At 53.3% G+C, this 18,387-nt stretch carries 17 protein-coding genes; 2 read left to right on the top strand and 15 right to left on the bottom strand.

Annotated elements, in window-relative coordinates:
- From hisM to M2374_RS06135, 6 genes are all read right to left on the bottom strand, one after another.
- A complete protein-coding gene (hisM, locus tag M2374_RS06110; RefSeq protein WP_096756354.1) occupies positions 1-714 on the bottom strand; it encodes a histidine ABC transporter permease HisM in 714 nt (237 codons plus the stop codon).
- Positions 711-1,397 (bottom strand): histidine ABC transporter permease HisQ, encoded by a 687-nt coding sequence (locus M2374_RS06115; protein ID WP_096756353.1) that lies wholly within the window; start codon positions 1,395-1,397, stop codon positions 711-713. The genes hisM and M2374_RS06115 overlap by 4 nt, the downstream gene beginning before the upstream one ends.
- A 186-nt stretch (positions 1,398-1,583) precedes the next feature.
- Positions 1,584-2,366, bottom strand: a complete 783-nt coding sequence (gene hisJ / locus M2374_RS06120; RefSeq protein WP_096756352.1) for a histidine ABC transporter substrate-binding protein HisJ — start codon at positions 2,364-2,366, stop codon at positions 1,584-1,586.
- A 246-nt stretch (positions 2,367-2,612) separates the two neighbouring features.
- Positions 2,613-3,395: a lysine/arginine/ornithine ABC transporter substrate-binding protein ArgT gene (gene argT, locus M2374_RS06125; protein WP_096756351.1), complete on the bottom strand. Its 783-nt coding sequence runs from the start codon at positions 3,393-3,395 to the stop codon at positions 2,613-2,615.
- 287 nt (positions 3,396-3,682) lie between these two features.
- Positions 3,683-4,252, bottom strand: a complete 570-nt coding sequence (locus M2374_RS06130; RefSeq protein WP_181688912.1) for a UbiX family flavin prenyltransferase — start codon at positions 4,250-4,252, stop codon at positions 3,683-3,685.
- Positions 4,253-4,292: 40 nt separating this feature from the next.
- A complete protein-coding gene (locus M2374_RS06135; protein ID WP_117343401.1) occupies positions 4,293-5,306 on the bottom strand; it encodes a LacI family DNA-binding transcriptional regulator in 1,014 nt (337 codons plus the stop codon).
- 340 nt (positions 5,307-5,646) lie between these two features.
- On the opposite strand from M2374_RS06135, the gene M2374_RS06140 reads away from it, so the two are divergent.
- Entirely contained in the window at positions 5,647-7,050 is a 1,404-nt protein-coding gene (locus M2374_RS06140) for an MFS transporter (protein WP_115257898.1), read from the top strand.
- Positions 7,051-7,057: 7 nt separating this feature from the next.
- The gene (locus M2374_RS06145; RefSeq protein ID WP_259154035.1) at positions 7,058-9,025 is read left to right on the top strand and encodes a glycoside hydrolase family 127 protein; all 1,968 of its coding nucleotides are present in this window, start codon (positions 7,058-7,060) and stop codon (positions 9,023-9,025) included.
- Positions 9,026-9,126: 101 nt separating this feature from the next.
- On the opposite strand, the gene purF is transcribed toward M2374_RS06145, so the two are convergent.
- From purF to pdxB, 9 genes are all read right to left on the bottom strand, one after another.
- The gene (gene purF / locus M2374_RS06150; protein ID WP_096756346.1) at positions 9,127-10,644 is read right to left on the bottom strand and encodes an amidophosphoribosyltransferase; all 1,518 of its coding nucleotides are present in this window, start codon (positions 10,642-10,644) and stop codon (positions 9,127-9,129) included.
- A gap of 33 nt (positions 10,645-10,677) precedes the next feature.
- A complete protein-coding gene (gene cvpA / locus M2374_RS06155) occupies positions 10,678-11,166 on the bottom strand; it encodes a colicin V production protein (protein ID WP_096756345.1) in 489 nt (162 codons plus the stop codon).
- 234 nt (positions 11,167-11,400) lie between these two features.
- Positions 11,401-12,072 (bottom strand): cell division protein DedD, encoded by a 672-nt coding sequence (dedD, locus tag M2374_RS06160; RefSeq protein ID WP_181688910.1) that lies wholly within the window; start codon positions 12,070-12,072, stop codon positions 11,401-11,403.
- Positions 12,062-13,330, bottom strand: a complete 1,269-nt coding sequence (folC, locus tag M2374_RS06165) for a bifunctional tetrahydrofolate synthase/dihydrofolate synthase (protein WP_115257895.1) — start codon at positions 13,328-13,330, stop codon at positions 12,062-12,064. The genes dedD and folC overlap by 11 nt, the downstream gene beginning before the upstream one ends.
- Positions 13,331-13,518: 188 nt before the next feature.
- Positions 13,519-14,433: an acetyl-CoA carboxylase, carboxyltransferase subunit beta gene (accD, locus tag M2374_RS06170; RefSeq protein ID WP_096756342.1), complete on the bottom strand. Its 915-nt coding sequence runs from the start codon at positions 14,431-14,433 to the stop codon at positions 13,519-13,521.
- A 149-nt stretch (positions 14,434-14,582) separates the two neighbouring features.
- Positions 14,583-15,242 carry a DedA family protein gene (locus tag M2374_RS06175; RefSeq protein ID WP_096756341.1) on the bottom strand — a complete coding sequence of 220 codons (660 nt, stop codon included), beginning with the start codon at positions 15,240-15,242 and terminating at the stop codon, positions 14,583-14,585.
- A 23-nt stretch (positions 15,243-15,265) separates the two neighbouring features.
- Positions 15,266-16,078 carry a tRNA pseudouridine(38-40) synthase TruA gene (gene truA, locus M2374_RS06180; RefSeq protein ID WP_096756340.1) on the bottom strand — a complete coding sequence of 271 codons (813 nt, stop codon included), beginning with the start codon at positions 16,076-16,078 and terminating at the stop codon, positions 15,266-15,268.
- The gene (locus M2374_RS06185) at positions 16,078-17,091 is read right to left on the bottom strand and encodes an aspartate-semialdehyde dehydrogenase (RefSeq protein WP_115257894.1); all 1,014 of its coding nucleotides are present in this window, start codon (positions 17,089-17,091) and stop codon (positions 16,078-16,080) included. Before M2374_RS06185 ends, truA begins: the two co-directional genes overlap by 1 nt.
- A 67-nt stretch (positions 17,092-17,158) precedes the next feature.
- Complete coding sequence (pdxB, locus tag M2374_RS06190; RefSeq protein ID WP_181688909.1) at positions 17,159-18,295, bottom strand: 4-phosphoerythronate dehydrogenase PdxB; 1,137 nt, start codon at positions 18,293-18,295, stop codon at positions 17,159-17,161.
- Between the last annotated feature and the right edge of the window lie 92 nt (positions 18,296-18,387).

The following is an 18,387-nucleotide window of genomic DNA, read 5'->3' on the forward strand; positions in this document are numbered from 1 at the left end:
TCAGTGCGTCGAAGGTTTTACATGCTGCAACCAGCGTTTTTCCGCTTTACGGAACAGACTGATCAGGACATACGAAATCATCAAATACAGCACGGCGGCAATACCGAAGGCGGTAAACGGCTGGTAGGTCGCCGAGTTGATATCGCGGGCAATTTTCAACAAATCCGGTACCGTGGCCGTAAAGGCCAGCGCCGTTGAGTGCAGCATTAAAATAACCTCATTGCTGTACGCAGGCAGCGCAATACGCAATGCGGAGGGCAAAATAATGCAGCGATACATCTTGAATGAAGAAAAACCGTAAGCGCGTGCGGCTTCAATCTCACCATGAGGCACCGAACGAATCGCCCCGGCAAAGATCTCGGTGGTATAGGCGCAGGTATTCAGCGTTAATGCCAGCACGGTGCAATTCAGCCCGCTGCGGAAAAACGCGTTGAGAAGGTCCGTCCCTTTGACAATTTCCAGCGTGTACATCCCGGAATAAAACACCAGTAGCTGAACGTAAAGCGGCGTGCCACGGAAAATATAGGTAAATAGCCAAATGGGGAACTGGATAAACTTATTGCTGGATACGCGACCAATCGCCAAAAACAGCGCCAGAATGCCGCCCATCACTACGGATGAAATCAGCAACCACAGGGTGATCGCTACGCCGGTAAAGCGATAGCCGTCGGTCCACAGCAGGGATTTCCAGTACTCCTGAATAATCTCAATCACAGGTCAGCCCTCTTCACACCCACAGAGTAGCGGCGCTCAAGGTACAGCAGCACACCATTAGACACGGTGGTAAACACCAGATAGATAAGCCCGCACACGACGGCAAAATAGAATGGCTCCCAGGTGCTCTTCCCGGCAAGCTGTGTCGCTTTCACCACGTCTTCCAGTCCGAGCAGCGAAACCAGCGCCGTCGCCTTCAAAATGACCTGCCAGTTATTGCCAATCCCCGGCAGCGCGTAGCGCATCATCGCCGGGAACATAATCCGGCGAAAAATCTGCGAAGAGGTAAACCCAAACGCCGTCGCCGCTTCAATATGGCCTCTTGGAACCGCCATAAACGCGCCACGGAACGTTTCAGTAAAATAGGCCCCGTAGATAAAACCGAGCGTAATAATCCCCGCCACCATCGGATCAATATCAATCTGGCTGATACCAACCGCGTCAGTGACCGTGTTCAGTGCGATTTGTAATCCGTAGAAAATGAGCAACATCAAGACGAGATCGGGTACCCCACGGATCAACGTCGTGTACCCTTCGAAAATCAGCGCCATTGCCCGGCTTTGCGACAGCTTTGCGCCCGCGCCGACAAGGCCTATCAGAACCGCCAGTACCACCGAGCTAAGAGCAAGCTCAAGCGTCACGATTGCGCCCTGTAAAATAACACCTGAAAAGCCATACAACATGCTGCCTGTCCTGTCGTGTGTGGTGAAGTAAGAAGCCTCTTTTGATTTCAGACAAACTGTTAAATGCCGGATGGCGGCATTGCCTTATCCGGCCTACAAAATCGCTGTAGGCCTGATAAGCGCAGCGCCATCAGGCATAAATTCAACACGTCAAAAATCTACGGGCTTTATCAGCACCAGCGGTGATTAACCGCCATAAACATCAAAATCAAAGTACTTTTTCGCCAGCTTCTCGTAAGTTCCGTCAGCGCGCATTTCTGCAAACGCTTTATTCAGTGCTTCGCGCAGTTCGTTATCCTCTTTGCGCAGCCCCATACCGGTACCCACTCCGAACAATTTCTCGTCTTTCACAGACGGGCCGCCGAATTTGTAATCTTTGCCTACCGGCTGCTTCAGGAAACCTTCGCTGGCCGCAACTTCATCCTGGAACGCGGCGTCAATACGCCCGGCCGTCAGGTCAGAGTAGATATTGTCCTGCCCCTGATAGGAGACAATTTCAATACCTTTCGGCGCCCAGTGTTCATTGCCAAACGTTTCCTGAGTCGTGCCCTGCAGTACACCGACACGCTTGCCTTTCAGCGATTCAATGGTCGGCTGGATAGCCGAATCTTTCGCGACCACCAGACGAGAGTCTGCTGCATAAAGCTTGTCGGTAAAGGCGATTTCCTGCTGACGTTTTTCAGTGATCGAAAGTGACGACATGATGGCATCAATTTTCTTCGCTTTTAACGAAGGGATCAGCGCATCCAGCGGGTTTTCAACGAAGGTACATTGTGTATTAATACGCTTGCACAGTTCTTTTGCCAGATCGATGTCAAAACCGACTAATTCACCCTGCGAATTTTTCGATTCAAACGGGGCATAAGTGGGGTCGGTACCGATCCGCACTTTTTGCGGAATAGCGGCAAATGCTGCGGTAGCACTGGAGAACGCCAGAACCAGAGAAAGAGACAACACCAGTTTTTTCATAACTATCCTCAACAGACTGTCTTTTATAGGGGATCTTTACAGGACCAGGTGCAGTTATCGTGCCATTAATCAGGCCAACATGGCAAAGCATTCTGCCCTGTTGGCGGTATTTTTTTGCATGAAAAGCGCTTAAGTATGCATTCATGCTCATTATGTCAGCGATAAAAGCACCAAAATAGTGCACTGTAACTATCATGCACCGTAATCGTTCCCCGTTACGGTGCAATCGCTTCCCGTATTGGCGTATTAGTCGCCGTAGACATTAAAGGCAAAGTACTTTTTCGCCATTTTGTCGTAAGTCCCATCCTGACGCAGTTCACCGAGCGCTTTATTAAAGGCCGCTTTCAGCTCTGCGTCATCTTTGCGTAAGCCAATCCCGGTTCCGTCACCAAAGTATTTTTTGTCTTTTACCGAAGGACCCGCAAAATCGTAGTCCTTGCCCGCAGGCTGCTTCAGGAATCCTTCGCTAGCCGCAACTTCATCCTGCAACGCGGCATCCAGACGTCCTGCCGTCAGGTCAGAATAGATAAGATCCTGGTTCGCATAGGCCACCACATCCACGCCTTTGCTGCGCCAGGTATCGTTAGCATAGGCTTCCTGGGTTGAGCCTTGCAGTACGCCAACATGTTTTCCCTTCAGCGAATCAAGGGTCGGTTGGATCGGGGAACCCTTCGCAGCAATCAGACGTGAGTCTGCGGCGTAAAGTTTGTCTGAGAACGCGATTTCTTGCTGGCGCTTTTCGGTAATAGACAGAGAGGAGATAATGGCATCGATTTTCTTCGCTTTCAGAGAGGGGATCAGCGCATCAAAGTCACTGGCAACCCAGGTACATTTGATCTGCATACGTTTACACATCTCATTGCCGAGATCGATATCAAACCCGACAAAATCCCCTTTGGCATCTTTAGAGGAAAAAGGGGCGTAGGTGGTATCTGTACCAATACGAACTGTCTGCGGAAGCGCTGCGTAGCTGGCCGCGGTGGCGGAAAGTCCTACCAGCAATGACAAAGCAAGTACCGTCTTCTTCATACATAACCCTCAAGTGGCGAAATTTTATTATGTTTTACGTTGTGTTGTGTGTTTGCAGACTTTTTCATGCAGGTCTTATGCCATTTTCGCGTCGATGAGGATATTCGACGTTAAATATGTTAATAAAACGTTGCAATATTGTCCTGATTTTGAAGATAGCAGGTATGACGGTTGAACCGCAGCGTTTCGTTACGTTTTAACGAATTAAATGTTGAGGATATGATCGCGGTTACAAAATTGCCCTGAAACAGGGCAAGGAATGCAGATATGCACGCTGGCGGAGCGGCTTATGCCCCCTGCCAGCGGGTAAACAGATCGTGTGGGAGAGCAATGTCGAACTGGTCGAGTACACGGTTAACCGTTTGATTAATCACATCATCAAGCGTCTGGGGACGATGATAAAATGCCGGAACCGGCGGCATAATTACCGCGCCTATTTCCGCCGCCTGGGTCATCAATCGCAGATGCCCCAGATGTAGCGGTGTCTCACGTACGCACAGCACCAGTGGACGACGCTCTTTCAGCACCACGTCAGCGGCGCGGGTCAGCAGCCCATCGGTATAACTGTGGACGATACCGGAGAGTGTTTTAATGGAACAAGGCAGAATGACCATCCCCGCCGTCTGGAATGAGCCAGATGAAATACTGGCGGCGATATCACGCGCGTCGTGATTCACATTGGCTAATGCCTGCACCTCACGTACGGACAGGTCTGTTTCCAGCGCCAGGGTCTGACGCGCCGCCGCACTCATCACCAGATGGGTTTCCACACCAGCAACGTCACGCAAAACCTGTAACAGCCGCACGCCATAAATTGCACCGCTGGCGCCAGAAATACCAATGATGAGTCGTTTCACTGTGAGAGCCCTTTGTTCTTCATGGCGTGACTGTGCCGGATTACCGCGTAGGGTGCAACTGTGAATGTGCGGTCGCACTCAGCGAGCTTTCGCGGATCACCAGCCGCACCGGCAGCAGCAAATTTCGCTCATGTTGCTCGCTGAGCAGTAAACGAAACGCATCTCGCCCAAGCTCGCGCTTATCTACCGCCACGGTGGTTAACGCCGGATGCGCCCAGGCAGCGGCATCGATGTCATCAAAGCCAACAATCGCGATATCTTGCGGCACGTTGATCCCCTTACGCGCGCAGACGCGCATCGCCACCAGCGCGGCAATATCGTTATAGGCAAAGATAGCATCCGGCGGCTGCGGCAGAGCTAACAGTTTGTCCATGCCCTCGACCAGCGCCTGTTCAATATCTTTGACCGGCGGTGCTTCAACACGATATTCCGCGGGTAAAGACAGCCCGGCGTCAAATAACGCCTGCTGATATCCTTCTACGCGCTGGCGGATACTGTAATGGCGTTGCGAATGGCCGAGAAACGCAATGCGTTTGCGCCCTTGTTCAAGCAGATGCCGTGTCGCAATGAAGCCCCCATGAAAGTTATCCGGATTGACGCAGGGAAAATCCGCTGCCCACAGATCCACCAGCGTGACCGGCAGTGCCAGTTTACGCAGCTCGACCAGAGTTTCCGTTTCCAGATACCCTGCGGCAATCAGCGCGTCAGGCTGATGCAAATTAATGAGTTCAGCCAGCGAATCTTCCGGGCCAATCGGCAAGAAACTCATCGCAATATCGTTTTCCCGGCAGGCGTCAGCCACCCCAAGCATCACGCTGGAATAGAACGGCAATGCACTGGCTATATTGTGCTCGCGGTGCAGCAGAAATAGCAGCCGCTTAATGCGGCCACTGCGCAAACGACCGAAATCGTAACCTTCAGACTCGGCAATCGCCAGTATCCGCTGCCGGGTCTCTTCGCTCAGTCCTGGCTGCCCTTTCAGGGCCCGGGACACGGCGGCAATCGACACACCGCACGCCATTGCAATATCTTTGATTCGGGTCTTGTTTGCCATTCCGTTCGTTTTTACCTGTCACGCGTGGTTAAGTCGATGTCGGGTTCCTTAAGCGCTAAGAATACCACTAACGCGCCAATGATTAACTCTCCCTCATTTCCCTACAGAATAACTAACAGAACCACTAATGGCGCCTCCCAACGCCACTATCGTGACACCGATCACTATAAAATAATTATTTCTAGTAAAAACCAGGATCATTTTCACAGAGAAAGAAAACCGTCATATACCGAAACACCGGTACAGTCCTATGCTCAGAACCGTTACATCTTTAGTAAAAACTGTCAGAGATAAGCCGTAATGACTTTTTAAATCATCCCCCCTTGTTCGAGGATTGGTTATGACAATTGCTGATAACCTGGATTCTGATGCACAAACCGTTGATGCGGGAGAAACGCTCTCAACCCGCGAAAAGATAGGCTATGGATTAGGCGATGCTGGTGGACACTGCATCTCAGATTTAATAAGCGGCTTTTTACTTTTTTTCTACACCGACGTGTTCGGGCTTAGCCCAGCCATTGTCGGGGCAATGTTTTTTGTTCTACGCATTTTCGACGCCGTCTCTGACCCTGTGATGGGCGTGGTTGCCGACCGAACCCGCAGTCGCTGGGGGCGCTTTCGTCCGTGGCAATTATGGACAGCCGTTCCCTTGGGCATTATCGGCATCCTGACCTTTACCGTCCCGGATATCAGCCCCAACATGAAAATCGCCTGGGCATTCGGTACCTACTTCCTGCTTTCCCTGGGCTATACCGCCAACAATGTGCCCTACTGTGCGCTGATAAACGCCGTCACGAACCGCCACGATCAGGTGATGTCGTGTCAGTCCTGGCGTTTTGTATTAAGCGGTATTGCCGGCTTTCTGGTTGCGGTCGGTCTGCCGTGGATGGTGGAATTCTTTGGTCAGGGCAATCTGGCCAAAGGTTATCAATATGGCGTCACCGTACTGTGCTGCGTGGGCATGGTGATGTTTTTACTGTGCTTCTTGTGGGTGAAAGAACGCGTACCGCTGTCGCTGGTCGGCAAATTTACCCTGCGTGAGCATCTGGCCGGGCTGCGTAAAAACGATCAGTTACTGATGATGCTGGTGATGTCCTTCCTGCTGGTGAATATCCTGTGTATTCGCGGCGGCGGCTACATGTACTTTATTTCGTATGTTCTGCAGGGCAGCGCCGGGTTTATGTCGCTGTTTTTCGGTGTACTGACAGTGGCGGGCATTTTAGGCGCGATCATCGTTAATCCCCTCTCGCGGCGTTTCGATATGGTGCGCTTGTATATCTGCACCAACCTGATTCTGGTGGTATTTGGCATTGCGATGTGGTTCCTGCCAACCGGAGCTGATTACCGCATGCTGTGGCTGGGCTGCATTGCGCTTAACGGCGTGATCCTCGGCTTCACCCTCCCCCTGCACTTCTCAATCATGGCCTTCGCCGACGACTACGGCGAATGGAAAAACGGCGTGCGCTCATCCGGGATGAACTTCGCTTTTAATCTGTTTTTCATCAAGCTCTCGTGGGCATCTTCCGGCGGCATTATCAGTATTCTGCTGATCATGGTGGCCTACCAGCCAGGTCTTGAAAATCAGACCGCAGCTTCTCTTCAGGGCATCACCCTATTGCAAAGCATTGTGCCGGCCATTTTCCACCTCGCACTGGCGCTGTGCCTGCTCAAATGCCGCCTCAATGGCCCGATGATGCAGCGTATTTCAACCGATCTTCACCAACGACATTCACACATTTCCTGAGGTATACATGATGCAGTCTGCTGTGATTGAAGCCGATCTCAACCGAATCACCATCACCGATCCATTTCTGGGTGAATACCAACGCTTGATTCGCGACATAGTGATCCCGTACCAATGGGAAGCACTGAACGACACGATTCCCGAGGCAGAACCCAGCCACGCGCTGGCTAACTACCGCATCGCCGCCGGTCTGGAACACGGCGAGTTTTACGGCATGGTCTTCCAGGACAGCGATGTCACCAAATGGCTGGAAGCCGTAGCCTGGTCGCTGTGCCAGAAGCCAGATGCAGTGCTTGAAAAAACCGCCGACGAGGTGATTGAGCTGCTGGCTCAGGCGCAGTGTGACGACGGCTATCTCAACACCTGGTATACCGTAAAGGAGCCTGGGCTGCGCTGGACCAACGTCGCCGAATGCCACGAGCTCTACTGCGCCGGACACCTGTTTGAAGCGGCAGTCGCCTTCTTCAACGCCACCGGAAAACGTCGACTGCTGAACATCGCTTGTCGCTTTGCCGATCACATCGACACGGTGTTTGGTCCCAAAGAAGGCCAACTGCGCGGCTATCCTGGGCACCCGGAAATCGAGCTGGCGTTGATGCGTCTGTATGAAGTCACTCAGGAACCGCGCTACCAGGCGCTGGCCTGCTATTTCGTCGAGGAACGTGGCAAACAACCCTACTATTACGATATTGAGTTCGAAAAACGCGGCGGTACCCGACACTGGGTTGGTTGGGGCGACGCCTGGCCGGGAATGATCAAAGACAAAACATACACCCATGCGCACAAACCGCTCGCTGAACAGCATGAAGCGGTCGGTCATGCAGTGCGGTCGGTGTATCTGATGACCGGACTGGCGCACATTGCCCGTATCACCCAGGATGAAGAGAAGCGCCAAACCTGCCTGCGCATCTGGAACAATATGGTGCAGCGGCGGATGTACATCACCGGCGGTATCGGCTCGCAGGGCATCGGCGAGGCCTTTACCAGCGACTACGATTTACCGAACGACACCGCTTACGGCGAAAGCTGCGCCTCCATCGGCCTGATGATGTTCGCCCGCCGCATGCTGGAAATGGAAGGTGATGCGCACTACGCTGACGTCATGGAGCGTGCGTTTTACAATACGGTGTTGGGTGGAATGGCGCTGGACGGGAAGCACTTCTTCTACGTCAATCCGCTGGAGACGTACCCGAAAAGTATTCCACATAACCATATTTACGATCACATTAAGCCGGTGCGCCAGCGCTGGTTCGGCTGCGCCTGCTGCCCACCGAATATCGCCCGCACGCTGGTCGCCATTGGTCACTATATTTTCACCCCGCGACCGGACGCGCTGTTTATCAACTTCTACGCCGGGAGCGAAGCGCAGTTCAGCGTAAAAGACCAGACCCTGGCGCTGAACATTAGCGGTAACTATCCATGGGATGAGCGGGTCACTATTCACTTTAGCCAGCCAAAGACCGTTGAACATACCGTCGCGCTACGTCTACCGGCGTGGTGCGAAACACCGCACGTGCAGGTCAACGGAGAAACGGCACAAGGCAGAGTGATTAAGGGCTATCTGCATCTGCGCCGTCAGTGGCAGCAAGGTGACATCATTACCCTGAACCTGCCGATGACGGTCCGTCGCGTTTACGCCAACCCACTGGTGCGCCACGCTGCGGGCAAGGTCGCTATTCAGCGCGGGCCGCTGGTGTACTGTCTGGAACAGGCGGATAACGGCGCTGAGTTGCATAACCTGTCGCTGCCAAAAGCAAGCGAGCTGCGTGAAATTCAGGGCGTCGGAGTGCTGAAGGGCAAAGTGTTGCTGCAAGCTGAAGGGCTGCGCGTGTTGACCGCTGAGAGTGACAAGCCGCTGTACAGCTTTGATAACCGTCAGACAACGGTCGAAAAGCAGACCTTAACGTTTATTCCGTGGTTTAGCTGGGCCAATCGTGGCGAAGGTGAAATGCGGATTTGGGTGGACGAGGCGTAACATAAAAATGCCGGATGGCGGCTACGCCTTATCCGGCCTACAACGATGGTGGACTGTAGGCCGGATAAGACGCAAAGCGTCGCCATCCGGCATGCCCTGACTTACCCTTCGTTGTGCATCTCGAGGTTTTCCGCTTCATTCTGACGCAATACCGCTTTAGCGTCATCATTGCGCAGGGAATCGAGGAAATCGAGGTACTGTTGGTCAACGTCTTTGGTGACGTACACGCCGTTGAACACGGAACATTCAAACTGCTGAATATCCGGATTCTCTGCGCGGACGGCTTCGATCAGATCGTTCAGATCCTGGAAGATAAGACCGTCAGCGCCGATGATTTGGCGGATCTCGTCAACTTCGCGGCCATGAGCGATCAGCTCCGTCGCCGTGGGCATATCAATACCATAGACGTTCGGGAAGCGTATTTCCGGTGCCGCAGAGGCCAGGTACACTTTCTTCGCCCCGGCTTCACGCGCCATCTCAATAATTTGTTCAGAGGTGGTCCCGCGCACGATGGAATCGTCTACCAACAGCACGTTCTTATCGCGGAATTCAGCACGGTTGGCATTCAGCTTACGACGCACGGATTTACGACGCAGTTGCTGACCCGGCATGATAAAGGTACGGCCGACGTAACGGTTTTTCACAAAGCCCTGACGGTACGGTTTACCGAGAATCCGGGCAATTTCCAGCGCGATATCGCACGAGGTTTCCGGAATAGGGATCACCACATCGATGTCCAGATCTTCCCACTCACGAGCAATTTTTTCGCCAAGCTTGGTGCCCATATTCACGCGGGCGCTGTAGACGGAAATCTTGTCGATGAACGAATCAGGACGCGCAAAGTAAACGTACTCAAACAGGCACGGATTGCTGACCGGATTATCCGCACACTGACGGGTAAACAAGTTGCCTTTTTCAGTGATATAGACCGCTTCACCCGGCGCAACGTCGCGCAGAAATTCAAAGCCAAGGGTATCCAGCGCCACGCTTTCAGAAGCCACCATATACTCGGTGCGGCCATCACCAATATCGCGTTTACCCAGCACCAACGGACGGATACCGTTAGGGTCGCGGAAGGCAACCATACCGTGGCCGATAATCATCGCTACACAGGCATAGGCACCACGGATCTGGCGGTTCGTCGCGGCGATCGCGGCAAAAATATTGTCCGCTTCCAGCGGGTAGTGGCGGAAGTTATCCAGCTCACTGGCGAAAATATTCAGCAGGATTTCTGAATCGGAAGTGGTGTTGATGTGGCGGCGCTTTTCTTCAAACAGCTTTTTACGCAGCTCATGGGCGTTGGTCAAGTTGCCGTTGTGGGCAAGCGTGATACCGTACGGTGAGTTGACATAAAAAGGTTGAGCTTCGGAGGCGCTGGAGCTGCCAGCAGTTGGATAACGCACATGACCGATGCCCATATTGCCCTGCAAACGCTGCATATGGCGAGCTTCAAAAATGTCGCTCACCATGCCGTTCGCTTTTCGCAAGCGGAAGCAGTTGTTGGCATCAATGGTGATGATGCCAGCGGCATCCTGGCCACGATGCTGGAGCACCGTTAACGCGTCATAAATCGACTGGTTTACCGGCATAACACCGGCGATACCGACAATACCGCACATACGTCTTTTCCTCGTTCAGCAACGACCCAAAATTTATACTTTGGGCAAGAAACTTGACGAGCTTTGCAGATAGTCAAAGAACCATCTGATGATGAAACTGAACTGCGGGATCAGCTGCGACTTACTCCAGTCTTCACTTTTCGACACACCGGTAAACGTATCGAGAAAGAACAGTATGGCGGCGACGATCAACGCTCCGCGCAAAGCACCGAAGCAGATCCCCAACACCCTGTCGGTACCCGACAGACCTGTTTTCTCCACCAGTTGGCCTATCACAAAGTTAACGATAGCGCCGACGATAAGTGTCGCGATAAACAGTATCGCGATAGCAATCCCATTTCGAACCAGTTCGTCTTCAAAGCCCGTAAACCAGACAGACAGGTAAGTGTAGTAATGGCTGGCGACAAAGAAAGCACAACCCCAAGTCACCAACGATAATGCTTCACGAACAAAGCCACGGATCAGGCTAACCAGACAGGAAAAACCAATCACCGCGATAATGGCGTAATCAATCCAGACCATATATGTCCCACGATTTTACGCCCTGTCGTCCTGTTCGGGGCGCATTCTAACAGAAAAAGAAAACGTTTGCGTAGGGATTTCCTTTCCACGCGTAAATAAAAATGGCGCTGAAAAAATCTTCAACGCCATCTAACTTTTTGCCTCTTTGGGCACTGCCGGATGGCGGTGTAAACACCTTATCCGGCCTACCTAAGCGTAGCGCCGTCGAGCGCAGCGCCATCAGGCAACGTCCCCTTAATTAGGGGTATACCCCATCACGACCCCACTCAAGCCGGAGATCTTCTGCAGTTCGCCAAGCGAATTTTTCAGCTTATCTCTGGAGGCGTCAGGCCCAACGAGAATACGGGTTATTTTACCCTGTACCGGCGTGGACGGGGAAGTAAATACCCGGAAACCCGCACCGCGAAGTTTACCCACGATCTCATTGACCTTGTCCGCATTTTTCAGCGCACCCAGTTGCACAACATACGCTTTGCCGGTCGGTGCCGGCGCTTCTGCGACAACCGGTTTCGGTGCAGGTGCAGGGGCGGCCGGTGTTGGCACTGGCGTCGCAACAACAGGTTGTGGCTTCGGTTTAAGTTTAGGTTGCTCGACCGGCGCAGGAATAGGATCAAACTCCGCGCCGTTAGCCACCGGCAGGCGCGACGGATCCAACGACGGCGCGGCAGCATCGCCCGCACGCACCTCTTCTGCTGCACCTTCCGGCGGCTGCGTCGGCAGCGCCTGCGTGGCAGCAGGCATCATATCCGGTTCATCGCGGTCACCAGGTTTTGGCACCAACGGAATGGCCGCGAACTCATCCTGATAATGTTTTTTCTGCCCGTCAAGCAACCCAGGAAGCACAATCACCCCGAGCGCAACCAGCACAATCGTGCCGACTAATCGATTCTGAAACTTACTCGCCACCGCTTCTCCCCACGTCTATCACTTCCATGACATGTGCGACAGTGTGAAACGATCCACACACCAACACGGTATCTTCTGGTTTTGCATCTGCCAACGCCGCACGCCATGCCTGCGCCACGCTATCATAGGCTTCACCTGTTCCCAGATGTTCCAGCAGTTGTTCTGCCGTCGCGCCTCGCGGCCCTTCCAGGGGCGCACAATACCACGCGTTTACCACACTTTTCAGCCAGGCCAGCGTACCAGCAATGTCTTTATCATGTAGCATACCGATAACCGCAAGCACGCGCCCGTTTTTCACTAACTTTTTCAGACGCCCGGTCAGATATTCTGCTGCATGAGGGTTATGTGCGACATCAAAAATAACGCGCGGCGATTCGCTCACAATCTGGAAACGCCCCGGTAAAATGGCCTGCTCAATCCCCTCACGAATCGCTTGCTCGCTAACATCAAGTCCGCTTGCCCGTAGCGCAGCCAACGCCGTGGCGGCATTCGGTTGCGGCACCTGAGGTAACGGAAGATGCATCAGCGTACCGTGACTGTCGGTAAAGGACCAGTCGCTTTCCGTCACCGTATAGCGCCAGTCGACGCCACAGCGCTGCAAAATAGCCCCGGTCTCTTGTGCCACATCGGCAATGGTGTAAGGCATTTCCGGTTCACCGACAATGGCCGGTTTTTCAGCGCGGAAGATCCCGGCCTTCTCACGACCAATGCTTTCGCGATCCGGCCCCAGCCAGTCAGTATGGTCAAGCGCAATACTGGTGACTACGGCGACATCAGCATCAACGATATTGGTAGCATCAAGGCGCCCGCCCAGGCCGACTTCCAGAATCACCACATCAAGCTTAGCCTGCTTAAATAACCACAGCGCCGACAGCGTACCGTATTCAAAATAGCTCAGCGAAATATCACCGCGTGCGGCTTCAATCTCGGCAAACGAGGCAGTATGGGCAGATTCCGCGAGTTCACGCCCCTGCACGCGAACACGTTCCGTGTAGCGCACCAGATGAGGAGAACTGTATACCCCGACTTTATATCCCGCCGCGGTCAGTACGGATTCCAGCGTACGGCAGGTTGTACCCTTACCGTTGGTGCCTGCCACCGTGAAAACAAACGGCGCGGGTTTCAGCACACCCAGATTTCGTGCAACCTGGCTGACGCGCTCGAGGCCGAGATCGATGGTTTTACTGTGCAGGTTTTCCAGATAAGAAAGCCACGACGCCAGGGGCGACGCGGCTTGGGGAATACGTTTATTGTCCATGATGCCTGTCAATTCGTCACGTTAATAAAAGCAAAAGGGCAGCGCCAACCGGCCTGCCCTTTTCTACTCGTCGTCTTTCACGTTGCAGGCGCGTTGGCTGTGCTCGCTCCCCCGAATCACTTAGCGGTGTAAGCTCATCGGGAATCACTCACCGTCTTCCTGCGACGCGAAATCCATAGAGTCCGTTATCAGGCCTCTGATTCCTGATCGGGTACCGGAGGTACCACTACGCCTTCAGTCGGCTCATCCGGATTCGGTGCCGGAAGATTCATCAGCTTCGCCAGAACGCTCGCCAGTTTCAGGCGCATTTCCGGACGGCGGACGATCATATCGATAGCGCCTTTTTCAATCAGGAATTCACTGCGCTGGAATCCCGGCGGCAGTTTTTCACGTACGGTTTGCTCGATAACACGTGGACCGGCAAAGCCAATCAGTGCTTTCGGTTCAGCAATGTTGAGGTCGCCCAGCATCGCGAAACTTGCGGAAACACCGCCCATGGTTGGGTCAGTCAGTACAGAGATATACGGTAAACCGCGTTCCTGCATTTTTGCCAGCGCCGCAGAGGTTTTAGCCATCTGCATCAGCGACATCAGCGCTTCCTGCATGCGCGCCCCGCCGGAAGCGGAGAAGCAGATCAGCGGACAATTGTCTTCCAGCGCCTGCTCAACGGCACGAACAAAACGTGCGCCAACCACAGAACCCATGGAGCCGCCCATAAACGCGAACTCGAATGCGGCTGCAACGACCGGCATACCGTGAAGCGTGCCTTTCATTACTACCAGCGCATCTTTTTCACCGGTTTCTTTCTGCGCAGAAGCCAGTCTGTCTTTATACTTCTTGGAGTCACGAAACTTCAGCAGGTCTTTCGGCTCAAGCTCGCTACCCAACTCCACAAGAGAACCTTCATCTAACAGGCTATGCAGGCGATTGCGCGCCGACATGCGCATATGATGGTCACACTTCGGACAGACCTCAAGATTACGTTCCAGCTCAGCACGGTATAATACCTGACCGCAGCTATCACACTTGGTCCACACCCCTTCAGGAATGCTTGCCTTGCGGGTGGGAGTAATATTGCTTTTAATTCGTTCAATCCAGCTCATTGGTGACCTTTCTGCCTGAACCTTAGTCAGCTTTGTTATAAGGGGCGCATAATGCCATTTTTGCCCCCAACAGACCATGAATGTTGCACATTAAAACATAACAGCCCGAAACTTTGGACAAAAAAGTGGTCGAACCGCTGAGTTACTTTCTATTTTTGCGCCCTTGATGCTGCGCGTTTGTGACGAATCACTTCGATAACACCAGGCAATACGGAGAGGACGATAATCGCCACAATCAATAATTTCAGGTTTTCCTGCACCACCGGCAGATCGCCAAACAGATAGCCTGCGTAGGTGAACAGTAATACCCACAGCAGCGCGCCCGCTACGTTAAACAGTGCAAAATGACGGTAGGACATGTGTCCCATACCGGCAACAAACGGTGCAAATGTGCGTACGATAGGGACAAAACGCGCCAGAATAATGGTTTTACCGCCATGACGCTCATAGAACGCGTGGGTTTTATCCAGATAGCTGCGACGGAAAATTTTCGAGTTCGGATTGCTGAACAGCCTTTCGCCGAACACCCGACCGATAGTGTAGTTCACCGCATCGCCCACGATTGCCGCTACGATCATTAACGCCACCATCAGATGGACATTTAAATCATTAGTGGGCAATGCAGAAAGCGCGCCTGCGACAAACAGCAGCGAATCTCCCGGCAGGAACGGCGTAACCACCAGTCCGGTTTCACAGAACAGGATCAGAAACAGAATGGCATATACCCAGACACCGTATTCCGCGACCAACTCCGCCAGGTGCACATCAATGTGCAGGATAAAATCAATAAGAAAGTAAATCAGTTCCATAGTATGCCTTTATACGACTCAAATTAGTCCGCCAGAAATAGCGGGCCCATCGGCGGTTTTGGCAGGTCAAACCGGTCGGGGTAATCTACCGCCACCAGATACAAACCTTCCGCTTTCGCCGTTGCCGCTGCCAGCGTTCTGTCCTTCGCCGCTAACAGTTCTGCTATCCAGCTCTCCGGCTGGTTGTGGGCACCTACTTCCATCAGGCTGCCAACAATATTCCTGACCATATGATGTACAAAGGCATTCGCTTTAATATCTACCACCACATAAGGACCATGACGCGTCACGTTAATGTGCATCACGTTACGCCACGGTGTGCGCGACTGGCACTGCACTGCCCGAAACGAGGTGAAATCATTCTCCCCAATCAGGCATTGGGCCGCGCGATGCATACGTTCAGCATCCAACGGCTCATAGTAATGCGTCACGCCTTTACCCAGAACTGCTGGGCGCAACCGATGATTGTAGATGATATAACGGTAGCGGCGCGCCGTGGCGCTAAACCGCGCATGAAAATCATCCGGTACAGCTTTCACCCAACGCACGGCAATGTCACCAGGTAAATTCGCATTTACCCCCAGCGTCCATGCCGCATCTTTACGTTGCGCGGTGGTCTCAAAGTGCACCACCTGGCCCGTACCATGAACGCCAGCATCGGTACGCCCGGCACAAAATACCGTGATGCGTTCATTGGCGACCTGCGAAAGTGCTTTTTCCAGCTTTTCCTGAACGCTGCGAACTTCGTTCTGGCGCTGCCAGCCATAATATTTGCTGCCATCATACTCAATACCCAGCGCAATTTTATGGACGGGCAGCTGTTGCAGGTCAGACATTAGTACATATACTCCTGCACCAGTTTTTCAGCGATTTTCACCGCCATCAACGCGCCGCCAAAGCGTACGTTGTCTGCTACAGACCAAAACTGTACCTGTTCTGGCATACCGTAATCATTGTGCACGCAGCCTACCGAAAGATGTGGGCTACCCGACGCATCGCTGACCTGGGTTGGGAAATCGGTCGCTTCTGACAACACAATGTCCTCGCCGCGCTCAAACGCATCGCGCGCTTCTTCTGCTGCCAGCGGACGTAATGCTTCAAAGCTCACCATTTGCGCATGACCGTAGAACACCGGCGACTGTACGATGCTGGCGGAGATCATCAGCCCCTCGTCCTGCATGATTTTACGCACTTCATCAACGATACGACGCTCTTCACGCACACTGCCTTCGCGGTCTGGCAGCAACGGCAGCATGTTGAACGCCAGTTGACGGCCAAAGAAATCGTCGTCATCAATCGGAATACCGTTGAGCAGTTTCGCACTTTGCCCGGCCAGCGCATCTACCGCTTTTTTGCCATGAGCGGAAGCTGAGATAATATTGGTCACCGTAATACGCGAAAGGCCACCGTCGTCAATCAACGGTTTCAATGCAGACAACAGTTGGCTGGTCAGGCTGCCAGGGACCGCAATCACGTTGCGGTTGCGGTAATCTGCCAGTACGAACGGGTTCACGTCCGGTACCACCAGCGGGACGTCCGGTTCAAGCGCAAACAAACCGCTGCTGTCAATCACCAGGCAACCCGCATTGGTGGCTTCTTCTACCCATGCTGCGGTGGCTTCCACGCCCGCAACAAAAAAGGCCAGTTGCGCTTGAGTCCAGTCAAAGTCAGCAACGTCCTGGACAATGATTGATTTACCGTTAAAACGCAGGTGCTCACCCGCGCTTTCATTACGAGCCAGCGCATAAATCTCACCGACCGGGAACTGGCGTTCCGCCAGCGTGTCGAGCAGGGCTTCGCCTACGGCGCCCGTTGCGCCCAGAATGGCAATATTCCAGCCTTCAGACATGGTGATTTACTCCAGAAATACGTAAGCGTCCCTGTCGTATTATTCGACAGGGAGCATTAAGAAGACATTAATGTGCCGGGTGATGAACGGCGTTAAAACCCAGCTTACACAACAAGGTAGCGGCAGCGGCGTCGTCACACATGACGTACAAAGACGACCATTCACGGCGCTCAAGGTAATTTTTACGCAGTTTATCAAACTCACCCGGAATTCCAGCGACTTTACGCAGCGGCGCATCGTCGCGGCGCACATCATACACTAAATGCACCAGCCTTTTCAGCGTTGGCTGATCCAACGTGCCGTGCAGCGTGATGCGTCCAAATTCCGGTGCAGGTAACAGGGTGCTTAGTGCAACGTGCTGTTCGCGGCCAATAAACTTGCTATAGGCCTCAAAGACCTGCGTGGTTCCCCGAGCCTTCCCTTCAAGGGTGTATCCTGCAATATGCGCCGTACCGATATCCGCTTTCTCGAGCAACGCGACATTCAGGTCCGGCTCGCCCTCCCAGACATCCAACACCACGCTCAGATGTTGCCCGGCATTAAGGCGGGACAGCAACGCGGTATTGTCGATGACCGGCCCACGGCAGGCGTTAATCAGGATGGTGCCCGGCTTCAGTCGGCCAATTAGTGCTTCATCAGCCAAATGCAGAGTCTTGTACGGACCGTCTTTAAACAGCGGCGTATGGAAAGTCAGTACATCGGCGTGCTCAACCAGTTCGTTCAGCGAGCGGAAATCGCCCTCGTCTCCCCGGTCAGCACGCGGCGGATCGCAAAGTAACGTGCGGATCCCTAATGCTTCCAGTCGCGCCTGCAAACGCGCGCCCACATTGCCGACACCAACAATACCCACGGTGCGATCGGCTAACGCAAAACCATCGCGCTCCGCCAGCATCAGCAGTGCTGAAAAGACATACTCGACAACCGCAATCGCATTGCAACCGGGCGCGGCGGAGAAGCCAATCTCAGACTGTGCAAGCCAGGCTTCATCAACATGGTCAGTGCCCGCAGTTGCCGTCCCGACAAACTTAACCGGTTTTCCGCCAAGCAGTGCTTCATTGACCTTCGTCACCGAGCGCACCATTAAGGCGTCCGCATTATCCAGTTCTGCGACGGGAATCGGACGACCGGGAACCGCTTTTACCTCCCCCAAACGACTGAACAGTTCGCGGGCATAGGGCATATTTTCATCAACGAGGATTTTCACGTCTTTCGCACCTGTTTGAGAACGAGAGTTAACCGGGCAAGTGTGCCATAATCTCGCCGCCAGGCATACTGCGAGACCTGGCTAGCACAGTT

The sequence above is a fragment of the Citrobacter sp. JUb117 genome, assembly GCF_024809055.1.
In the GTDB taxonomy this organism is placed as follows: Bacteria; Pseudomonadota; Gammaproteobacteria; order Enterobacterales; family Enterobacteriaceae; genus Citrobacter; species Citrobacter gillenii.